This is a genomic window from Aquimarina mytili (genome assembly GCF_016735115.1).
Taxonomy (GTDB): domain Bacteria; phylum Bacteroidota; class Bacteroidia; order Flavobacteriales; family Flavobacteriaceae; genus Aquimarina; species Aquimarina mytili.
Genome location: NZ_JAERQJ010000007.1, coordinates 167719 through 189517 on the forward strand (window position 1 = coordinate 167719; position 21799 = coordinate 189517).

The window sequence follows — 21799 nt, forward strand, 5'->3', positions numbered from 1 at the left end:
AATGAAAGTATTTAATCATATATTAAAAATAAGAACAAAACGATTTTTTCTATTGTTTTTTAGCGGGGTAGTATTAATGCCTTCTTGTTCTGATGATTTATTAGATAAAGTTCCAATTACAGAAATTGTAGCCGATACAGCATTTAATACCGAAGATGATGTTATAGCTAGTCTTACTGCTGCTTATGATGCATTGCAATGGCATAATGTTGGAGGAAACCAAACGTTTCCTTTAATGCAGCAAGGTGTAAGAGCAGATGATCTACATTCTCAATCAGCCGCATTTTGGGCAATTGGCGCTCAGTATGATCAATTTAGTACCATAACACCTACTTTAGCTTCTGTTGCTTCTGTATGGAGTAAATGGTATCAAGGGGTGGCAAGAGCTAATTTTACAATTCAATTAGCTGAAGGGTTTACTAATTTTGAAACCCCAGAATTACAAGATCAAATTATAGCCGAGGCTAAGTTTTTAAGAGGGTTTTATTATTTCGAATTAGTACGCCTTTTTGGTGGTGTTCCGCTTTTTGATACGCCAATAACTTCGGCAAATCAAGAGCAATTTAAACCCAGATCATCTCAGACTGAAGTATATGCTTTTATTGAAGCTGATTTAAAAAATGCTTCAGAAACATTACCATTAAAAGGTGGAGAAAGAATACAAGGTTCTGCTACTTCTGGAGCGGCATATGCTTTGCTTGCAAAAGTATACCTGTATCAGGAAAAATGGTCAGAAGCAGTTAATGCCGCCGAACAAGTAATTAATCAAGGAGTTTATGGATTAGAATCAAGTTTTTCAAATAACTTTATTCAAACTAATGAGTTTGGTCTAGAGTCTGTTTTTGAAATCAATTATGTGGATGGTTTATCTGCTGGTGATTTCAATGATGGATCACAATCTCAAGAAGGTTCAGGAATGTGGAAATGGAGTTTCCCTTTCTTAGAAGGATACAATTCATTTAATAATTTCATTCCAAGACAAGAATTGGTTGACTTTTTTGATGATAGCGATCAAAGAAAAGCCGCTACATTCTTATTGCCCGGACAAAGTACGAATTCTCCCGGATTAGCAGCCATAGGTTGGGACCCTGTTCCTAATGATTTTGGATATGCAATAGGAGTAAATACTGGAGCAAGAAAATATTTTTTAACTTTTGAAGAAGTACAGGATTTACTTACGGATTTTCAGTCTCCATTAAATGAAAAAGTGATTCGATATGCTGATGTATTATTAATACATGCCGAAGCATCTCTTATGGGAGGCGGAGGTAACGGATCAAACTCTTTTAATCAAGTTGTAGAAAGAGCATATGGCCCTGGTAACCCTGCTGCGCCGTCATATTCTAAACAAGGAGTTAGAGACGAAAGGAGAAGAGAATTAGCCACAGAGGGATGGAATCGTTTTACAGATCTGGTACGTTGGGAAAAAGCCGATGGAGGCGGAGTTATTCAAGATGCACTAAATGCTATTGGTAAGTCTGATTTTAGAATGCCTAGAGATTTATTGTTGCCTATTCCTCAGCAAGAAATAGACACCTATCCTGAAGGAATGCTAGAACAAAACCAGGGTTATTAATAATTTTAAGCATAGAAAATGAAAAATATAAGTAATATAAAATCATTTAGAAAAGCGGGAGTGCTTGTAATGATGTTAAGCCTTTTTGTGGTCATCTTCTCTTGTACTAAAGACACAGAATTTAATTTAGGACCTATTTTACCATCAAGTTCAGATGGGATACAAAACCTTGATGAGCAAGGAATAGATTGTGGCGGAAGTAATACACCGGCTTGTCCAAGTTGTTCTGATGGTATACAAAACCAGGACGAAGAAGGTGTAGATTGTGGAGGGCCATGTAATAATGCGTGCCCTGAAGCTACACCAAGATTCGATGCATTGATAAATGCCGGATTACCGTATTTCCATACATTCGAGTTAGAAGATTCTTCTTTGAATTTAGGGCTGCCTGCCGAGAATAGTGTGACCTTAGATTTCGGGATTGCTGATCCCGCCGGTTCTGGTGAGATAGTAGGAAGGTATAGTCGTCCCGAAGGAAATGTTGCTGACGGATTTTCAGATTTTAAATTCGAAACTTTTTCTTCTACTATAGATTTTTCATCATATAATAAATTCACTTTAGAGGTTTTCATGCCATCTAGTAATGACTATGATACTAGTTTAGTGCCTATGGTAGAGATCATATTATTAGATTCTACTAATCCGATGTTCTGGGAAACATGGACAGTTTTAAATGCTGAAGTAGATCCGGCAGATTTTGATTCATGGGTTAGGGTTGATTTTAATGGTGGAGATGCATTGGCAGCAACCACAATTTATAATACTATAGCGATTAGAATTGGAGGGTCAAATCATCAAAAATCGGCAACGTTCTATCTTAAAGATTTTCTTCCAACAACTAGTTTGGTATTACCAGGTACACCTAGAGCTGATGCTTTAGCATCTAGTGGATTACCAAGATACTTTACGTTTGAAGCTGGTGATGCCTCTTCTGGTTTAAACTTAGAACCCAGAACTACAAATGCAGATGGAAGCCCTTACAGTCAAGGAGTTAATATCGCATATGGAGTTGCAGATCCCGCAGGTACCAATGATGGAGTCGCTAGAATAATTAGACCAGAAAATGGCCCCTTTGGAGGTTTTGAGGATTTAAAGTTTCAACCCCAAGATGCGGTAATTGATTTTTCAGAATATAATAAGTTTAAAATAGATGTATTTATCCCTTCAACAAATGACTTTTCAGGATCTTTAACACCTACAGTAGAGTTGATATTACATGATGATAATCCAGAGTTTTTTAATCGCTGGACGGTGATTTCACAAACAGTAGCCAATTTAGATTTTGATAGCTGGGTTACTTTAGAGTTTGATGGCTCTAGTGCCGCAGCGGCAGGATCAGGAACATTGTTGCCAGCTAATACAACATATACAGTATTTACGTTACGTGTAGGAGGAAGTGGTCACGGAGAGTCGGGAGAATTCTTTGTTAAGGATTTTGTACCTTTTAAATAAAAAAATAATTTGAGAAGGGAGGAGAAACTCTCCTCCCTTCATACTAATGCTATAACAATGATCAAAAGAAAAACATACATATATTTTTTCATTATTTTCGGAATACTTTTGACCGTATCTTGTTCATCTAGCGATGATAGTGATTCTGGTGGGCCAGACCCAGTAGCTGCTACATGCACAGATGGAATCCAAAACGGAAATGAAACGGGTATAGACTGTGGAGGTGGGACCTGTAATAATTGTCCAAGTGGAGTTGTTATTCCAACATCAGGCTTTGATGCACCTACTTCATATGAGGGATATGGTTTAGTCTGGAGTGATGAATTCAATGATGGGAAATTATCTCTGCAAAACTGGTCTTTTAATATAGGAGATGGTTGCCCAAACCTTTGTGGATGGGGGAACGAGGAATTGCAATCCTATACAAATAGTGAAGAGAACTTGTTTTTTGAACAAGGTAATTTGATTATAGCAGCCAGAAGCGAAGGAGGATCAAACTATTCTTCGTCAAGAATCAATACAGATAATAAATTTGAGTTTCAATACGGTAGAGTAGATATAAGAGCTAGCATGCCTTCAGCAACAGGATCTTGGGTTGCGTTATGGCTGTTAAATCATAATTATACAATTACAAACCCAGCAGAATGGTGGCCAAATGGTGGCGAAATAGATATAATGGAATATCTGGGTGAAGATCCTACAGAGGTTTTCGGTACTGCACACTACGGAAGCGACTTTAATAGTAGAAGATTTAACTCTAAAGAATATCCAGCCCCGGAAGAAAATTATAACAAAATATACTATGTGTTTTCTATTGTTTGGGAAGAAAATAAAATTACTTGGCTAGTAAATGATGTAGAGTATCATTCGATTACGCCATCTCAAACCAATGGACAACCATACCCTTTTAATGATGAGTTTTATCTAATTATGAATCTTTCTGTAGGCGGTAATTTACCTATTCGCCCCATTGCGACGGATTATCCCGCTTTTTTAATAGTAGATTATATAAGGGTATACCAAAAAGTATAACAATAAACCCCATAATAATAGTTGAATTACAAGCTAGTTTTTGATAGAATTAGGAAGGGAGTTTTTTCTCTTGTTCTCTAGAAATAGCTCCTTTTCTAATCTTTCCTACAAGCTTAACTAAGAAATTGTTTTAACGAATTACGAAAACTATAAAGATAGGTTTTCGATAATTCTTTAGATAGAAGTTTTGTTTCTGAACAATAAATTCAACTTTTATCACAGCAAAAATTGCATCATGTATTATATAGGATTTGACATAGGAAGTTCTTCAATAAAGGCCGCTTTGGTTCATGCCCAAACAGGTAAATCTATTGCATCAGTAAATGAGCCTGAAGAAGAAATGGATATTATCTCTATTCATAAAGAATGGGCAGAACAAAACCCAGAATTTTGGTGGCAAAATGTCTGTAAAGCCTCTAAACGCATACTAAAAGAAAATGCAATTAGTCCAGATCAGATAAAAGGTATTGGAATTTCATATCAGATGCATGGCTTAGTATTGTTAGATGACAAAGGAGAATTGATTCGAAATTCTATTATCTGGTGTGATAGTAGAGCAGTTGAAATAGGAAATGAAGCCTTTAGACAAATAGGAGAAAATAAATGTATGAGTACATTGCTAAATTCTCCTGCTAATTTTACTGCTTCAAAACTAAAGTGGGTACGAGATAACGAACCAGAAAATTACAATAGAGTTCACAAGTTTTTGTTACCTGGAGATTACATTGCTTATAAATTTAGCGGAGTTATTAATACCACAAAATCAGGTCTTTCAGAAGGAATATTATGGGACTTTAAAAAAGATAAACCTGCAAACTGGTTATTAGAGTACTATGATATTGATACCAATCAAATACCAGAATTAGTACCTACTTTTTCTTTTCAATGCGCACTATCTGAAAAAGGAGCAAATGAAAGTGGTCTTAAAAAAGGAGTGCCAGTTTTATATAGAGCGGGAGATCAACCCAATAATGCGTTGTCACTTAATGTGTTTAATCCTGGAGAAGTTGCTGCAACGGGAGGAACATCTGGAGTTATTTATGCTGTAACTGATAGCCTTTTTGCGAAAGAAGGAGTAAAGCTAAATAACTTTGCCCACGTTAATCATACAACTAAACAACCAAGTATAGGAAAACTTTTGTGTATTAATGGAGCAGGAATTCAATATAGATGGTTAAAAAATAATCTTAACCTGGAGACTAATTCTTATCAAACTATGAATTCGCATGCTTCAAAAGTGGCGGTGGGGTCAAATAATCTACAGCTAATACCTTTTGGAAACGGAGCTGAACGAATGTTTGATAACCAAACTATTGGAACCCACATTTGTAATTTAAATTTAAATAAGCATACAAGATCACATATTTTTAGAGCTGCCCTCGAGGGAATTGCATTCTCTTTTGTTTACGGAATGGAAGTCCTCAAAAAAGATAATACAGAGATAAAAGTAATCCGTGCAGGAAATGATAACCTGTTTCGTTCGGAAATTTTCTCAAATACAGTAGCTACGCTAATCAATCAAGAAATAGAAATTTATAATACAACAGGTGCTATTGGAGCAGCTAGAGCAGCCGGTTTAAGTGATGGTACTTTTAAAGACTTTGGTACCATGATAACCAAAAATGATCATGTAATGACGTACCACCCTCTTCAGAATCAAGACGATTATAAAGAAGCATATAAAAATTGGAAAAGAGAATTAAATAGAATTTTAAAAAAATAAATACATGGCCTTACTAGGAAATAAAGAATATTTTAAAGGTATTGATGATATTAAGTTTGAAGGCGCAGCTTCAGATAACCCAATGGCATTCAAATATTATGATGCAAATAGAGTAGTAGCTGGTAAAACAATGAAAGAGCATTTTAAATTTGCGATTGCATATTGGCATACCTTCTGCGGTACAGGAGCAGATCCATTTGGACCAGGAACATTAAAATATGTATGGGATCAATCTCGAGATGCCATTGCAGCTGCAAAAGAAAAAGCTGATGCTGCTTTCGAATTCATTACAAAGATGGGGTTTGATTATTTCTGTTTCCATGATTATGATTTAGTAAGAGAAGCGGCAACGTTTTCAGAATCCGAGAAAAGATTAACAACCATCGTAGAGTATATCAAAGAAAAACAGAAAGCCTCAGGAGTAAAACTTCTATGGGGTACTGCTAATTGTTTTTCGAATCCCAGATATATGAATGGTGCTGCAACCAATCCGGATTTTAATGTATTGGCAAGAGCTGGTGGGCAAGTAAAACTGGCTTTAGATGCTACCATTGCTTTAAATGGTGAAAATTATGTGTTTTGGGGAGGAAGAGAAGGATATATGTCCCTACTTAATACCGACATGAAAAGAGAGTTAGATCATATGGCTACGTTTTTATCTGCAGCCCGTGATTATGCAAGAGGACAAGGATTTAAAGGTACTTTCTTTATTGAGCCTAAACCTATGGAACCTATGAAGCATCAATATGATTTTGATACCGCGACCTCGATTGCATTTTTAAAAGAACATGGACTAGATAAAGATTTTAAAATTAATATAGAAGTAAACCATGCTACACTGGCACAACATACATTTCAACATGAAATCCAAGTTGCAGCCGATGCAGGAATGCTAGGTAGTATAGATGCCAATAGAGGAGATTATCAAAATGGTTGGGATACTGATCAGTTTCCTAATAACATTGCTGAAGTTACAGAAGCTATGCTTGTATTTTTGAAAGCTGGTGGACTTCAGGGAGGAGGAGTGAATTTTGATGCCAAGGTGAGAAGAAATTCTACCGATATGGAAGATGTGTTTTTAGCTCATATTGGTGGAGCAGATGTATTTGCTCGAGCACTTATAATTGCAGATAAAATTGTTTCGTCTTCTCCTTATGAAAACCTTAGAGAAAAAAGATATAGTTCTTTTGATTCTGGAAACGGCAAAGCATTTGAACAAGGAAAACTTGATCTGAATAAGCTTTACGATATTGCACTCCAGAATGGAGAACTAAAACTTCAGAGTGGTAAGCAAGAGTTGTTTGAAAATATTATAAACCAATATATCTAATACGGTATGAAATCAGTATTAGAGTTTGGAGACTGGATTGTCTTAGGATTATATTTTCTGGCATTAATTGGTGTTGCTATATGGGTGATCCTTCAAAAAAATAAAAATACAGAAGATTATTTCCTGGCGGGGAGAAATGTCGGTTGGTTTGTCATAGGCGCATCTATCTTTGCCTCCAATATTGGTTCAGAACATGTAGTTGGGTTAGCAGGAACAGGTGCAGAATCTGGAATGCCTATGGCGCACTATGAGCTGCATGCATGGATTGTTTTGGTGTTAGGCTGGTTGTTTCTCCCATTTTACATGCGAAGTAAAGTTTTTACAATGCCTGAATTCCTAGAGAAACGATTTGATAGTAGATCCAGGTGGTTTTTATCAATTTTTTCACTGGTAGGATATGTGATTACCAAAGTTTCTGTAACAATATATGCAGGTGGGATAGTAGTTTCTGAATTAATTGGAATTCCATTTTGGTATGGGGCTATTGGAATTGTTGTTTTTACTGGTATTTATACTGTTGTTGGTGGTATGAAAGCTGTAATCTATACAGAAACACTACAAACCATTATTCTTATAGCTGCTTCTGTAATTATTACCGTGTTAGGCCTTCATGAAGTCGGTGGTTGGGATACACTTAAAGAAACTGTTGGATCAAATCATTTTAATATGTGGCGACCAATGAGTGACCCCGATTTTCCATGGACAGGTTTACTTTTTGGAGGAACAATTGTTGGGATTTGGTATTGGTGTACTGATCAATATATCGTGCAGCGAACTCTTGCAGCCAATAATATTAAAATAGGAAGACGTGGAGCAATATTTGGGGCCTATCTTAAAATTTTACCCATTTTTATATTCCTTATTCCTGGTATTATTGCATTCGCCTTGGCAAAACAAGGAGTATTAACGTATAAAAAAGCAGATGAGGTTTTTCCCGTACTTGTAAAAACATTATTGCCTGTGGGACTTAAAGGACTTGTCGCTGGAGGACTCATGGCAGCATTAATGAGCTCGTTAGCTTCAGTATTTAACTCATGCTCAACAATTTTTACCATAGATATCTATAAAAAATTAAAACCATATACACCAGAAAGACGATTACTCAATATCGGTAAAATGGCGACAGTGATTATGGTAGTATTAGGGATTATATGGATTCCAATAATGCAAAAAATTGGAGGAGGTGTTTTATATCAATATTTGCAAAGTGTTCAATCCTATATTGCTCCTCCAATTACTGCGGTATTTTTATTAGGAGTATTATGGAAAAGAGTAAACTCAAAAGCCGCAATAGTTACCCTTTTTTCTGGATTGGTTGTAGCTTCATTACGAATTACTGCAGAGATATTTAAAGACAACGTATCGGGAATTATATATCAATTTGCAACCATAAATTTTGCACATATGGCAATTTTTATGTTTGTATTTTCAATAATCATATGCGTTACAGTTAGTTTACTTACAAATCCACCAAACTATGCTGCGATTGCTGGGTTGTCATTTGGAACATTAACCAAAGAACATAAATTAGAGAATAAAGAGAGTATCACATTATCAGATATTGTCCTGTCTGTTTTATTAATACTCATAATAATAACCATACTATCCTACTTTGTAGGATAAAACCATAGAAAATGAAATTTTTTATAGATACAGCAAATTTAGATCAAATCAAAGAAGCACAGTCGCTTGGCGTGTTAGATGGAGTAACAACCAACCCTTCATTAATGTCTAAAGAAGGAATAACGGGTAAAGAAAACATAATGCATCACTACCGAAGTATTTGTGAAGTGGTTGATGGAGATGTTTCTGCAGAAGTGATCGGTACTTCTTTTGATGATATGGTCAAAGAAGGAGAAGAATTAGCAGCATTACATTCTCAAATAGTAGTAAAAATACCGATGATAAAAGATGGAATAAAAGCCATAAAATATTTTTCGGATAAAGGAATTAAAACGAATTGCACTCTTGTATTTTCTATAGGGCAGGCATTATTAGCCGCCAAGGCAGGTGCAGCCTATGTGTCACCATTTATAGGAAGATTAGATGATATTTCGACAGATGGTTTGGTGTTAATCGATGATATTAGAAGAGTATATGATAACTATGGTTTTAAGACAGAAATTCTTGCAGCATCAGTAAGACATACAATGCATATAGTAAATTGTGCTAAAATAGGAGCAGATGTTATGACTGGTCCACTCTCGGCTATAGAAGGGTTATTAAAACACCCGCTAACTGATAATGGATTAAAGAAATTTTTAGAAGATGCTCAATTAATGGAAGTTTAATACACCCATAAAACTAGAAAAAATGGATTATAGTTGGATTGTAGAAGAGTTTTGGGAAAATGGTTTTGTCGTTTTCGAGAACTTTTTTAATCCTAAATTAATGGACGAGTATAACACTAAAATACTAGATCATTATGGAATTAGTCCAGATTGGGAACATACTGATGAGTTTATTTCTAAATCCGGAGTTGAGGTTATTCCTTGGTTTCCATATAGAGAAGGAAAACCGTACTTTGATACCATTGATAAGGACAAACATTTTAATGCTATTACTGATCTTATTTTAAAAGATGAATGGGAGAACTTGTATTGTATGATGATGTTTTCTAAAGCAGGAAGTGTAGGGCAAGCATGGCATCAGGATTGCTCACCAGTTGATAAAAAGCTATATAATCTTAATAGATTGGTGTATACTCACGATATCACCGAAGAAACCGGAGGAGAAATTGTAATTTTCCCTAAAACGCATAAGGCAGGAATGTTACCTTCAGGAACCCCTAATGAAGATTTAGAAGGGCAATTAGTATTAAGACCAAAAAAAGGAACAGTTATCTTTTTGCATGGGCATTGTTGGCATAGAGTTATGCCAGTAAAAAAAGATAGGATTTCATCTAATTTTAGAGCAGTACCTAAAGGAACTCCAGAAGATATTACTGATGTATGTGTGTATCGAAATATGTTATATAAATTTTCAACAAGTGAAGTATTAAAAGAACGCATTTAAACAATGAAACCTAGTATTATTTTAATTCTTATTTGCACACTTCTTTTTTCTAAAGCCTTGATAGCTCAGAAAAATAAAGGTAATAATGTGCCTTCATTAGTTCAGGTTAAAGAAGTTGATGAACAATATAATTTTTATGTCAACTCAGAAAAATTTGAAATAAAAGGTGTAGGCATTAATTATGTTGATGGTCATGATTTTGAAGCTTTGTACAAAGCAGGGGGTAATGCTTTTAGAACCTGGACCGTAAAAAATGCTGAAGAAGAATTGGCCGCTGCCAAAAAATATGGATTTATGGTGGCTATGGGAATTAGTATAGGTAAAGAATTATATGGTTTTGATTATAATGATAAAAAGCTAGTTGCTCAGCAGTTCAAAAAAGTAAAAGCCATTGTAAAAAGATATAAAAATCACCCTAATGTTTTGTGTTGGGTAGTTGGTAACGAATTAAATTTATTATTTAACAAAAATGGTACGTTACGACCTGTAAACCCAAAGGTATATGATGCAATGGCAGATATAGTGGATTTTATACATAAAGAAGACCCTAACCATCCAGTGACGATGACTTTTGCTGGAGTAATCAATGAGCATCTAAAAGTGGCCCTAGAGCGATGCCCACAAATAGATATTGTATCGGTTCAGGTATATGGCGATTTAGAAAATGTAGAAGAACGCATGAAAAGTACTGGAATTCAAAAACCATACATGATCACCGAATTTGGTCCGATGGGATTTTGGGAAATGCCAAAAACACCATGGAACAGAGAAATTGAAGAAGTTAGTGGCCCTAAAGCAGATGGTATTTTAGAAAGAATTCAAAAAGGATTGATAAATAATGCTTCGGGGAAATGTTTAGGAGGATTTGCTTTCGAATGGGGGCAAAAACAAGAACGTACACCAACCTGGTACGGGATGTTTCATAAAGACGGAAGTCAAACAGAGACCATAGACAATCTAACCAAATTATGGACTGGAAAGCATCCCGAAAACCAGGCGCCAAGAGTTGATTCATTGTGGTTAGATGGTAAAAAAGCAACTGATAATGTGTATCTAAAACCAAATCAAAAATATACAGCACAAGTATTTGCTTCAGAACCTGATAAAGATACTTTGGTGTATAAATGGGTAGTTTCAAAAGAAGTGGTTACAAGAAGTCAAGGAGGTGAAAAAGAACTAGAACCTCCTATAGTATATGTCGATGTTGTTTTAGATAAAGAAGGTAAATTTACATTCATTACGCCAAAAGAAGGAGAATATAGAATTTTTGTATACGTATATGATAACAACGGCAAGGCAGGAGGTGGTAATATCCCGTTTATGGTAAAAAGTTAAATCGATTCATGGCAATAAATAAAGAAATAAAATGGGGAATCATTGGACTGGGCAATATAGCACATCAGTTTGTTAAAGACCTCGCCCTAATACCCAATGCAGAATTAAGTGCTGTGGCATCTCGAACCATAAGTAAAGCAGAAAGTTTTGCGAATCAGTATAAAGCAAAAAAAGCGTATGGATCCTATGATGAGTTAATTGCTGATCCAGATATTGATATTGTATATATAGCCACGCCACATAACTTGCATGCTCATCTAACTATTAAATCTTTAGAACACAATAAACATGTGCTTTGCGAAAAACCTATAGCATTACACTCTAATGAAGCTTTAAAAATGGTAGAAACGTCCAGAGCAACAAATAAATTTTTTATGGAAGCTTTCTGGACGCGTTTCAACCCTTCCGTACGAGAAGCTCTACAGAAAATTAAAAATGGAGATATCGGAGAGGTGAACTATATAAATGCAGATTTTGCTTTTAATGTTGGTATTCCTCAAGAAAGAATGATAGATTTAAAAACCGGAGGAGGATCATTATTAGATATGGGAGTATATCCCCTATTTCTGGCGTATTGCATCTTAGGCAAGCCTGAAAAAATATTGGCATCTGCTAATTTTTATGATTCTGGTGCAGATAAACAAACCTCAATGATATTACACTATCATAATGCACAAGCAGTTTTGCATAGTAGTTTTGTTTCTCCATCTGATATGATAGCAACTATTAGCGGAACTGAAGGAAGAATTTTATTAAACGCCATTTGGCATGAAACACAATCCTATACCTTAATTAAAAATAACCATAGGGTTGATTATCAATATCCAACAATAGGAAAAGGGTTTACATATGAGATAGAGGAATGTCATCAATGTATTGAGAACAAAAGGATAGAGAGTAGCCTTTGGTCGCATCAAAATAGCCTCGACCTTATTAGCATTGTAGATAAGGTAAGAGAGCAAACAGGACTTGAATTTCCTTCAGAGAAAGAATTAAATTAAAAGAATTGAATTTTTAAAAGATAATATGTCGAGAAAAACACTTTTTATAGCATTCGTAGTTTCCCTGGGGGGATTTTTATTTGGTTTTGATGCCGGAATTATCTCTGGAGTTATGGAATATGCTGGTCCACAATTTGATTTGAATGTTGGTGAACTAGGCTGGGCAGTTAGCAGTCCATCTTTTGCAGCAATGATTGCTATGCTCATAGCGGGTAGGTTAAGCGATATCATAGGAAGAAAAAAGATACTGCTAATGGTAGCATTTTTATATGCATTATCCGCTTTATTATCGGCATATGCCATATCATATCATATGCTTTGGATTGCCAGAATGATTGGTGGATTAGCTTTTGGAGCCGCCTTGATACTTGCTCCGACCTATATTGCTGAAATCTCAACCGCTAAAAACAGGGGAAAACTGGTTTCAATACAACAGTTAAATATAGTATTGGGTTTTTTCGGAGCATTTCTTTGTAATAACTATTTGAATGGTTTAAATAATGTTGAAGGTAGTTTTTTTACTGATGAAAGTGTGTGGAGATGGATGTTGGGAGTAGAGTTAATACCAGCCTTATTATATTTCATATTATTGTTTTTTGTTCCTAGAAGTCCACGGTGGCTATTTGTAAAAGGAAAAGAAAGTGAGGCCAAAGATGTATTGGTTAGGTTGCATGGAGAATCTACTGCCAATATTGAAGCCGAAACAATTGCCAATACTATCAATAAAGAAAAAAGTAATAAAAACGCTTCAATTTCTGAGTTATTTAAGCCAGCTATTCGTTTTATATTAATCGTTGGTTTAATTATAGGGGTATTGCAGCAAATTACAGGTATTAATGCTATTTATTTTTATGCTACATCTATTTTTAAACAAACCGGAATAGGAACCAATGCTGCCTTTGCATCTGGTGTTTTATTAAGTTTTACTACAGTAGTCTTTACTATTGTTGCGATGTTCTTGATTGATAAATTAGGAAGAAGACCTTTACTTTTAATTGGAATCGGAGGTATAGCGGCTAGTTTATTATTATGTGCATATGGGTTTAATCAAGCTACGTACCAATTAACCAAAGACGAAATCGCGAAAATTCAGAATATTGATCAACAAAGTTTATTACCAATTGCTAATAAGGTATATGATAATGATGTTGATTTTAAAAATGAAATGATAAAAAGCCTGGGTTCTCAAGAGTACGCAAAAAACGAAGGAGCGATATTAGAAGCTGCTACAGATATGAATGCAACATTAGTATTAATAGGTATTTTAGGATTTATAGCTTGTTTTGCATTTTCGTTAGGACCGGTAATGTGGGTAATGCTATCAGAAATGTACCCAAATAGATATAGAGGTTTGGCGATAGGTTTTATAGGTTTTATCAATTCGTTTGCAAGTTGGATAGTGCAACAAATATTTCCATGGGAGCTAGCTACTTTAGGAAATGCAATGAGCTTCCTGATTTTTGGAACCATTGCACTTATAGGATTCTTTGTTTTGCTTAAGATATTGCCAGAAACCAAAGGAAAATCACTTGAACAATTAGAAAAAGATTTGATTCTAAATTAATGAGCGCAACAATACAAAATCCCATATTACGAGGTTTTAACCCTGATCCTTCAATCATAAGAGTTGGAGAGGATTATTATATAGCCACATCAACTTTTGAGTGGTTTCCAGGAGTGCAGATACATCATTCTAAAGATCTTAAAAACTGGAAAGTTATTGCGCATCCATTAAATCGTTTATCACAATTGGATCTAAAAGGAAATCCAGACTCTTGTGGCGTTTGGGCTCCGTGCTTATCCTATGATAATGGTATTTTTTATCTGGTGTATTCTAATGTAAGATCATTTGATGGGGTTTGGAAAGATACTCCTAATTATCTGGTAACTACTAATGATATTACAGGGGAGTGGTCAGATCCCGTGTATTTGAGTTCCAGAGGATTTGATGGTTCCATGTTTCATGATCATGACGGGAAGAAGTATTTCTTGAATATGTTAGTTGATCATCGAAAAAATAAACTTTTTGGAGGTATAGAACTGCAAGAATATGATCCACTACAAAAGAAACTGGTAGGAGAGGTACATTACTTACATTCAGGCTCATCTTTGGGATGTACAGAAGGTCCTCATATCTTTAAAAAAGAAGAATATTATTACTTATTACTTGCCGAGGGTGGAACAGAATACGGTCATGCCGCGTCAATTGCAAGATCAAAATCGGTATTAGGACCTTATGATGAATTTCACCCCAATACAGCAATTATTACTTGTGCATCTGATCCGTCTTATGACCTTCAGAAATCGGGGCATGGCGATTTTGTAGAAACTTCGGATGGGAGATGGTATTTTGTGTTTTTAGTGGGTAGGCCTTTATCAAAACTAGGTAGGTGTATTTTAGGGCGTGAAACGGCCATTGAAGAGATTGTATGGAAAGAAGATGGTTGGCCATATCTAAAGAGTGAATCAACATTACCTCGATTAGAAGTTCCTGTACCTGAAGTAGAAGAGTTTTCATTAGAAGATGCTTCAGTACGATATGATTTTAATACCGAAGAAGTATCAATCGACTTTCAGACGTTAAGAATTCCTATAGATGAGAATTGGTTAAGCCTTAAAGAAAGAAAAGGCTTTCTTAGGCTTAAAGGGAAAGAAAGCCTGACTTCTACTCATACTCAAGCGATGCTCGCCAGAAGAGTACAACATTTTAAAACTGAAGCATCGACCATGATAGAATTTGATCCTGGTGATATATTAGAGATGGCTGGGTTAGTCTTTTACTACAATACGGGGTATTATCACTATCTGCATGTAACTTCAAATTATAATGGAACCAAGAAGTTACTTCGAATTATTTCAGCTGATCATTTTGAGATGTCCGAACAGCAACAAGAAATAGATATAACAGGGCAAGATAAGATTATTTTGAAAGGAGTTTTGGATCATGATCAACTTCAATTTTATTACAGGATTAGTGATGAAACTAATTTCTATCCTATAGGAGAAACATTAGATGCAAGTATATTGTCTGATGACTATGTGCGAGAAAGAGATGAACGGTACAGACCCGCATTTACAGGAATGTTTGTCGGGATGTGTTGTCAGGATTTATCATATAATAAGAAACATGCCGATTTTGATTGGTTTGAGTATAAAGAAATACATTAAAAAAAGCAGCTATGTACAAAAAGATTATTGCACTACTATGTATCTGTATATTTTGGGGATGCAACCAGAAAACGAATAAAGATCCAGAAGCAAATGAAGAAACAAATACCCAAAAAGAAGTAATACCGAAAAGAAAACTTGCAAAGTTTGAACCCGACGAGGGAAAAGTGCTTCTTTTTGTTGGGCAAGAATTAGAAGCAGTAGGTGGGTTAGAAAAATACAATGATGGTTATCTCGATCATTTTGACAGACCAGCGGGTTGGACTACGTATACTAATATAAATCCAGGAGAAAACTCTTTTGGAAGAATACAAGAAGGGCTCGATGGGATATATGATACTCATGATTGGGGAGATAATGACTATAACGTGAGCCTGCAATTGGCAGACGAAGATTATAAGGATATGGCGCTGGCCATTGGACTTCAATTTGTAAATCATGAAGAAAAAGTTGCCGATGGCACCCATGATAAGTACATCAATGCTTTAGCTGATTTTTTACTGTCACTTGGTAGAAGACCTGTCTTCCTGCGTATTGCTTATGAGTTTGACGGTGAACCATGGAACCATTATGATCAAAAAAGTACAATAAAAGCGTACCAAAGAATGGTCGATATGATTCGAGCCAAAGGGGTTACAAATACCGCTTTTGTATGGCAATCCACGGGTTTTATGTCTCCCGAAGATGGACAGTTAGAAGCTTGGTATCCTGGAGATGACTATGTAGATTGGTTAGGATTTTCTTTTTTTAATCGCTGGGAAGAACAAAAAATGATTGCATTTGCTCGTAAAAAAGGAAAGCCCGTATTTATTGCCGAAGCATCTCCTACTATTTCGGCACCTGATGCCAAAACGACCGGAAATACCATTGAAACACAATTGAGTAACCCTGAGCAAGCGGAAGAAGCCTGGCAAAAATGGTTTATACCATTCTTTAAAACTATAGATGAAAATCTGGATGTAGTAAAAGCGGTTCATTATATAAATTGCCACTGGGATTCGCATCCTATGTGGTATGATAATCCAACGTTTAAGAATATCGATGCAAGATTGCATCTTAGTGATTCTATAAGTAATCGTTGGAGAAAAATTACTTCAGATCCGAAGTATATTAAATCTTCTCCATGCTTATATGATCAACTTTGGAACAAAGCTCAATAAAGAATTTGAAATTGAAGACAAAAACTAGAAGAATAAAACAGAAATCATATGGTTTTCATAACCAAAACGAGCTTCTGATCTTATCGATAAAGAATGATCATGGTGCGAGATTACGCATTACCAACTTTGCAGCCACAATCATGAGCTTAGAAGTCCCAGATAAAAATGGTAAACTGACTAATGTTGTGGTTGGTTTGGATTCTCTACAAGACTATATCAATATGTCAAGAAACAAGGTGTCTAAATACCTTGGGGCTTCAATAGGAAGATATGCAGGGAGAATTTCTAACGGAAAAATACGGGTGAACGATCACAATTATATACTCTATAATGAAAAGGGAGTTCATTTACATGGAGGAAAGAATGGTTTTGATGAACGAGTTTGGGAGGTTGATTATATTGATGAGGATGAATTATCCATCTCTCTTTCGTATTTCAGTGAACATTTGGAAGAAGGATATCCTGGTAACCTTAGAGTGAAGGTAATCTATCAATTGACCAATGATAATGAATTGAAGATTACATACCAGGCAATTTCGGATCAGGATACTGTAGTTAATCTAACTAATCATGCATATTATAATTTGAATGGAAACAACACAATTACCGATCATGTACTTCAACTACATTGTAGTCGTTATTTAGAAGTAGATGCTAAACAACTACCTACAGGGGTTGATAAATCCATAGTCGATACAAAATTTGATTTTTGCATTCCCAAAAAACTAAATGTATTAAAAACCAAAGGAAGTATTGATGATACTTTGATTTTTGATCCCGAAAAAGATCCAAAAATTATCATTAGTGCCGAAGAAAGCGGTATTACAATGAAGGTTCATACGAATCAACCTTCAGTTGTGATGTATACGCCAGAAGAGTTTCCGGATTGGAATTTTAGAAAAGGAACTTTTTATCATAAATTTCCGGCAGTTTGTTTTGAAACTCAAAATTATCCTGACGCTCCCAATCACAATAATTTTCCATCCGCGTTTATAAAAGCTGGTGAGCTTTATGAAAATCGGAGTGTTTTCAGTTTTAGTAAAAAAGATATTTAGTAGGGCAAAGGTTTTGTTGTTTCTCGTTCAATCAGGTTCGTTTTTATCACTTTAGTGGTATGAGATGTTTCAGAATTTTCATTTTCTAATTTCTCTATGAGCATTTTTGTGGCCGTTTCACCCAAATAGATACCATGTTGGCTAATTGTAGTAATTGCAGGTGTAACATGCCTTGGGAGAACACCATTAGTAAATCCGATAATGGAGATATCTTCTGGAACTTTATATCCTTTTGAACGTACCATCCTTAGAGTACTTACGGCAGAATCTTCTTCAAGACAAAGCATGGCATCTACTTTTCTAGAATCCAGAAGTATTTTTAATAAGGTATCTATATCATTAAACTCATCTACTTTCAGAATTAAGGATTCATCTATGGGCAAGTTAGCTTCTAGAAGTGCTTTTTTATACCCTTCTAACCTTAATTTTCCAACACTTAGATTATGAATAGTAGAAACAATGGCTATATTTTTACACCCTGTTTCTATAAAATGATTCGTAGCATTGTATGCACCATCTTTATCATTAACAATAACTTTATCGCATTCTATCTCATCAGTTACTCGATCAAACATTATAATAGGAATACCTTGATTAATGGTGTTTTGAAAGTGACTAAAATTTTGTTTTACTTGTGTTTCTTCAGCAATTGATAAAATAAAACCGTCTAGAGCAGAATTTTTGAGGAGCTCCATGGCGCTTACCTCTTTTTCATAGGATTCATTAGAAATACACGTGATAAGATTATATCCTTTTTCGGTGGCAATTTTTTCAATACCTACGAATACTTTGGTGAAAAAATGATTTAAAATATTTGGAATAATAACTCCAATAGTTTTGGTTTTCTTGTTTTGTAAGTTTAGTGCAATACTATTAGGTTTATAATGGTGCTTCTTGGCATACTCTTGAATCTTTGCTTTAGTCTTAATACTTATCTCATAACTATCATTTAGAGCCTTAGAAACTGTAGCAATTGAGACATTAAACTCATTTGCTATATCTTTTAAAGTTATTCTTTTCTTCTTAGTCATTACATAAAAATAATATGCCTTCGATTTATGCAAAAGATGGCAATAATTTCAATAAAAGTAATAAGGGTTTGGTAGTTTTATAACCAAACCCTTATTATCATTTAGGGCAATATACAACTAATAAGTTGCGAATCTAAACATGGGGAATTTTTAATTATTTGAATCATATCTTTTGGATGCCGCATTTACACCTGGTTGCCATGTTCTGGTAAAATTAGCCATATTATCCTGAACTATTTGTGGCAAGTCTCCTGCATACTTATCTAATGCACCATCACCTAAATATAATCCTACATACGCTAGTACATCATCTGTAGCAAGTCCACCATTTATGGTAAAGATGGGTTCAAGATTTAGTACTTGACGTGGGTCAGAACCTTTTGCCTGACTAGCTTCATTTCTTGTTAAAATACCATCATTATTGGTATCAAGTAAATCAGCAAATTCTGTGGCAAATTGATCACCGGTTTTACCATTGATATTGATGTTTATGAATAAGGCTTTCATATATATAAGGAAATCACTTTTTGTCATTGTAGGATTAATAGACGGTACATTTCCTTGATAACCACTTTGGGCGATAAATTGATCATCGATGTTAACACCTAAATTTCTTTCAATATCTAAAACAGCTTCTTTTGTATTACAAGGGTTACTTACCACTCCTTTAGAGCTTACAAATAAGCCGTCACTGTTCATACATCCACTTCCGTTTGCAACGACAGTTACACAGGCTGTATTATTTGGATCATAATTAAATTCTCCACATGGTGTTCCGCCGTCACCGTTACCATCGCCGTTACCACCGCCGTTATCTCCTCCACCATTTCCATCTTCATTACAACCACCTGCTTGTGCCTGGTTAGCATCTGTCCAGCATTGCCCGCAAGCCGAGTATGGGTGAGAAGAAGGGCAATTATTGTTTTGATCGCCACCATTATCTCCGCCGCCGTTATCGCCACCACCGTTATTGCCTCCGGTGTCATTACAACCTCCAGATTGTGCTTGGTTAGCATCAACCCAACATGCTCCACATGCTTCATAAGGGTGTGAGCTAGGGCAGCTCGCTTTGCCAGTTGCATCTATAATTTTTGGGACGGAAGCATCTGAATCGAATCCATCACTTTCACAAGCGACTGTTACTACTAATAGTAACATAGAAAAAATAACTAAGTTAAATACATGTTTCATTTCTTACAATTTTAATGTTTACTTACAAAATTTAGTTGATACATAAAGTTGTATTACCTAATACTTTATGTTGTTTTTTAACGAACTCAATCGTTTGAGCTAATTTCGTCAAAAATGCTGTTCTGTTGATAGTTACTAATACTTTTACAGTTCCTAATCCATACACTTTTACCACGCATTTTGTGTAAAACGCAATATTGAGCCTATTTTTTTATATAAAATTCTGTTTTTTTGCTAAAAAAATAAGATTAATGAAGTTAATATCTAGTCGCATAATTTCGGGATTAACCTTTATCATAGTATTAAGTTGTAACTCTGTGACAAACGAAAAAAAACAGTCAATAGTACAATCTTCAGATAAGTATGTAAGTACAGGAGGCAAGCGTAACGGAAAATTATTGTGCCCAAATACGGTTAATGATGTTATTGTAACATTGAATAGTTTGGATTCTCAAGCAAAACCAGGAGACCCCGAAATGACAATCAAAGGAATTTTGGAGTTTATTCAGAAAAATAAAATCAACACGATTCCAGAGTTATTGAATCAACTACCAGCGCATTATCAAAATAATTTTTCTCTTGTAGAACATACTAAAGGAGAAGGACAATCGAATTTGCGATTTCCAAGGATTGTTTTATTTGGGCCTGATGGAAGGTTTTTAATGAATATTAGTACAAAACCGGATGACCCAAAGCATGATTTATTGGATTGTGCAGAGCTTAATGAAGAAACAGGCGTATGGGAGTTCTCTCAATTCGATTTTACAGAAGAAGAGCCAAAACTACATAGAAGTCCTGAATCCTGTATTCGATGTCATGGAGATAAACCAAGACCGGTTTGGGGAACCAATATGGATTGGCCGGGGGTTTTTGGCGATAATGAAGCTGCTGGTCCTAATGGCGAAGCTTTATCGTATAAACATGTATTAAGAATGCGAGAAATTATTGATGGGAAGACATATTCTGATCGATTCGATTTTTTAAAATGGTCAGATCAAAAATTAAGCTCAGGGGGTATTAGGCGTATCGCAGATCATGCTTTTGGAGCTGAGTTATTGATATCTAATATGGCTATGGGGACTGCAACTGCAAGAGGAGTATTTAAAAGAATGAAAAACGAGAATCCAAAAAAGTATAAACAAACTAGAGAAGCATTATTATTATTGGGTTATGAATATATGATTAATGGTATCTTAAGTGATAATGAAAAAACTAGTTTAGAAAAAGTGATTGAAGATCATGGAGGGTCTGGTAAAACTGTAGATGATTTGTTTTTGGTGTTGGGAATTGATACCAAGGAAGCATTTTCGTTAAGCACTTTGGCAAAAGAAGAGCCACCGAAGACAAATTGGAGTCTGGGGGCAGGTGATTTATATGAACAGGTATTACTACAAATATTACATGATTTGGCTATAGATGATCATGCTTTGAATGAGTTACTAATTTCGGTTCCTAATACTCCTGGTATTTTTGGTTGCAAAGATTTAGGGAAGAATATAAAAGAAGTGATTGATTTTAAAATGCTTCATATGCATCAATTACTAGGGCGTTCTAGATATGAAGTTAATAAGGTATATTATTCTCAAGATTCTGAAAATATAAAAGCAAAAGTTTTTGTTCCCGCTTATGAAAAAATAGTCCCGTATTTAAAAAAGAAAATAGGGATTAGCAATGTACTATAAATTAACAACCAACCAAAATACATAATGAAGGGTTGATTCTGTAAGAAT

The 21799-nt window shown here is 35.2% G+C and carries 17 protein-coding genes; 15 read left to right on the plus strand and 2 right to left on the minus strand.

Annotated features, from left to right (window positions below; all coding sequences use genetic code 11):
- Window position 1: 1 nt before the first annotated feature.
- The 14 genes from JJQ60_RS16870 to JJQ60_RS16935 all read left to right on the plus strand — a co-directional run bounded on the left by JJQ60_RS16870 (window position 2) and on the right by JJQ60_RS16935 (window position 17847).
- Complete coding sequence (locus tag JJQ60_RS16870) at window positions 2-1576, plus strand: RagB/SusD family nutrient uptake outer membrane protein (protein WP_201923048.1); 1575 nt, start codon at window positions 2-4, stop codon at window positions 1574-1576.
- Window positions 1577-1594: 18 nt separating this feature from the next.
- Window positions 1595-3028 carry a hypothetical protein gene (locus tag JJQ60_RS16875; protein ID WP_201923051.1) on the plus strand — a complete coding sequence of 478 codons (1434 nt, stop codon included), beginning with the start codon at window positions 1595-1597 and terminating at the stop codon, window positions 3026-3028.
- Between the two features lie 57 nt (window positions 3029-3085).
- Window positions 3086-4060: a glycoside hydrolase family 16 protein gene (locus JJQ60_RS16880; RefSeq protein ID WP_201923054.1), complete on the plus strand. Its 975-nt coding sequence runs from the start codon at window positions 3086-3088 to the stop codon at window positions 4058-4060.
- Between the two features lie 235 nt (window positions 4061-4295).
- A complete protein-coding gene (locus tag JJQ60_RS16885; RefSeq protein ID WP_201923057.1) occupies window positions 4296-5783 on the plus strand; it encodes a xylulokinase in 1488 nt (495 codons plus the stop codon).
- Between the two features lie 4 nt (window positions 5784-5787).
- Window positions 5788-7113, plus strand: a complete 1326-nt coding sequence (gene xylA / locus JJQ60_RS16890) for a xylose isomerase (RefSeq protein ID WP_201923060.1) — start codon at window positions 5788-5790, stop codon at window positions 7111-7113.
- 6 nt (window positions 7114-7119) lie between these two features.
- Window positions 7120-8736: a sodium:solute symporter gene (locus JJQ60_RS16895; protein WP_201923061.1), complete on the plus strand. Its 1617-nt coding sequence runs from the start codon at window positions 7120-7122 to the stop codon at window positions 8734-8736.
- A gap of 11 nt (window positions 8737-8747) precedes the next feature.
- A complete protein-coding gene (gene fsa, locus JJQ60_RS16900) occupies window positions 8748-9404 on the plus strand; it encodes a fructose-6-phosphate aldolase (protein ID WP_201923064.1) in 657 nt (218 codons plus the stop codon).
- Between the two features lie 22 nt (window positions 9405-9426).
- Window positions 9427-10128, plus strand: coding sequence for a phytanoyl-CoA dioxygenase family protein (locus tag JJQ60_RS16905; RefSeq protein WP_201923067.1), 702 nt, complete (start codon window positions 9427-9429; stop codon window positions 10126-10128).
- A gap of 3 nt (window positions 10129-10131) precedes the next feature.
- Complete coding sequence (locus tag JJQ60_RS16910) at window positions 10132-11463, plus strand: glycoside hydrolase family 2 TIM barrel-domain containing protein (protein ID WP_201923070.1); 1332 nt, start codon at window positions 10132-10134, stop codon at window positions 11461-11463.
- Window positions 11464-11471: 8 nt separating this feature from the next.
- Window positions 11472-12464 carry a Gfo/Idh/MocA family protein gene (locus JJQ60_RS16915; protein WP_201923073.1) on the plus strand — a complete coding sequence of 331 codons (993 nt, stop codon included), beginning with the start codon at window positions 11472-11474 and terminating at the stop codon, window positions 12462-12464.
- Between the two features lie 25 nt (window positions 12465-12489).
- Window positions 12490-14028 carry a sugar porter family MFS transporter gene (locus tag JJQ60_RS16920; RefSeq protein ID WP_201923076.1) on the plus strand — a complete coding sequence of 513 codons (1539 nt, stop codon included), beginning with the start codon at window positions 12490-12492 and terminating at the stop codon, window positions 14026-14028.
- Window positions 14028-15632 (plus strand): glycoside hydrolase family 43 protein, encoded by a 1605-nt coding sequence (locus JJQ60_RS16925; protein ID WP_201923079.1) that lies wholly within the window; start codon window positions 14028-14030, stop codon window positions 15630-15632. The genes JJQ60_RS16920 and JJQ60_RS16925 overlap by 1 nt, the downstream gene beginning before the upstream one ends.
- An 11-nt stretch (window positions 15633-15643) precedes the next feature.
- Window positions 15644-16792: a glycoside hydrolase family 26 protein gene (locus tag JJQ60_RS16930; protein WP_201923082.1), complete on the plus strand. Its 1149-nt coding sequence runs from the start codon at window positions 15644-15646 to the stop codon at window positions 16790-16792.
- A gap of 11 nt (window positions 16793-16803) precedes the next feature.
- Window positions 16804-17847, plus strand: coding sequence for an aldose epimerase family protein (locus JJQ60_RS16935; RefSeq protein ID WP_201923085.1), 1044 nt, complete (start codon window positions 16804-16806; stop codon window positions 17845-17847).
- Here JJQ60_RS16935 and JJQ60_RS16940 read toward each other — a convergent pair.
- Together JJQ60_RS16940 and JJQ60_RS16945 are read right to left on the minus strand one after the other, a co-directional pair.
- Window positions 17844-18878, minus strand: a complete 1035-nt coding sequence (locus JJQ60_RS16940) for a LacI family DNA-binding transcriptional regulator (protein ID WP_201923088.1) — start codon at window positions 18876-18878, stop codon at window positions 17844-17846. The two genes, JJQ60_RS16935 and JJQ60_RS16940, sit on opposite strands and share 4 nt — an antisense overlap.
- 150 nt (window positions 18879-19028) lie before the next feature.
- On the minus strand, window positions 19029-20069 hold the full coding sequence (locus tag JJQ60_RS16945) for a hypothetical protein (RefSeq protein ID WP_201923091.1): 1041 nt from the start codon (window positions 20067-20069) through the stop codon (window positions 19029-19031).
- A 251-nt stretch (window positions 20070-20320) separates the two neighbouring features.
- Between JJQ60_RS16945 and JJQ60_RS16950 the strand changes: the two genes are divergently transcribed.
- The gene (locus tag JJQ60_RS16950) at window positions 20321-21751 is read left to right on the plus strand and encodes a hypothetical protein (RefSeq protein WP_201923093.1); all 1431 of its coding nucleotides are present in this window, start codon (window positions 20321-20323) and stop codon (window positions 21749-21751) included.
- Window positions 21752-21799: the final 48 nt, after the last annotated feature.

What these genes read in the sequence shown, in the direction of transcription:
- JJQ60_RS16925 (WP_201923079.1), top strand. Translation starts at nt 14,028, where the DNA reads ATGAGCGCAACAATACAAAATCCCATATTACGAGGTTTTAACCCTGAT.
- JJQ60_RS16875 (WP_201923051.1), top strand. Translation starts at nt 1,595, where the DNA reads ATGAAAAATATAAGTAATATAAAATCATTTAGAAAAGCGGGAGTGCTT.
- JJQ60_RS16910 (WP_201923070.1), top strand. Translation starts at nt 10,132, where the DNA reads ATGAAACCTAGTATTATTTTAATTCTTATTTGCACACTTCTTTTTTCT.
- JJQ60_RS16940 (WP_201923088.1), bottom strand. Translation starts at nt 18,878, where the DNA reads ATGACTAAGAAGAAAAGAATAACTTTAAAAGATATAGCAAATGAGTTT.
- JJQ60_RS16930 (WP_201923082.1), top strand. Translation starts at nt 15,644, where the DNA reads ATGTACAAAAAGATTATTGCACTACTATGTATCTGTATATTTTGGGGA.
- JJQ60_RS16915 (WP_201923073.1), top strand. Translation starts at nt 11,472, where the DNA reads ATGGCAATAAATAAAGAAATAAAATGGGGAATCATTGGACTGGGCAAT.
- fsa (WP_201923064.1), top strand. Translation starts at nt 8,748, where the DNA reads ATGAAATTTTTTATAGATACAGCAAATTTAGATCAAATCAAAGAAGCA.
- JJQ60_RS16880 (WP_201923054.1), top strand. Translation starts at nt 3,086, where the DNA reads ATGATCAAAAGAAAAACATACATATATTTTTTCATTATTTTCGGAATA.
- JJQ60_RS16895 (WP_201923061.1), top strand. Translation starts at nt 7,120, where the DNA reads ATGAAATCAGTATTAGAGTTTGGAGACTGGATTGTCTTAGGATTATAT.
- JJQ60_RS16950 (WP_201923093.1), top strand. Translation starts at nt 20,321, where the DNA reads ATGAAGTTAATATCTAGTCGCATAATTTCGGGATTAACCTTTATCATA.
- JJQ60_RS16870 (WP_201923048.1), top strand. Translation starts at nt 2, where the DNA reads ATGAAAGTATTTAATCATATATTAAAAATAAGAACAAAACGATTTTTT.
- JJQ60_RS16905 (WP_201923067.1), top strand. Translation starts at nt 9,427, where the DNA reads ATGGATTATAGTTGGATTGTAGAAGAGTTTTGGGAAAATGGTTTTGTC.
- JJQ60_RS16920 (WP_201923076.1), top strand. Translation starts at nt 12,490, where the DNA reads ATGTCGAGAAAAACACTTTTTATAGCATTCGTAGTTTCCCTGGGGGGA.
- xylA (WP_201923060.1), top strand. Translation starts at nt 5,788, where the DNA reads ATGGCCTTACTAGGAAATAAAGAATATTTTAAAGGTATTGATGATATT.
- JJQ60_RS16945 (WP_201923091.1), bottom strand. Translation starts at nt 20,069, where the DNA reads ATGAAACATGTATTTAACTTAGTTATTTTTTCTATGTTACTATTAGTA.
- JJQ60_RS16885 (WP_201923057.1), top strand. Translation starts at nt 4,296, where the DNA reads ATGTATTATATAGGATTTGACATAGGAAGTTCTTCAATAAAGGCCGCT.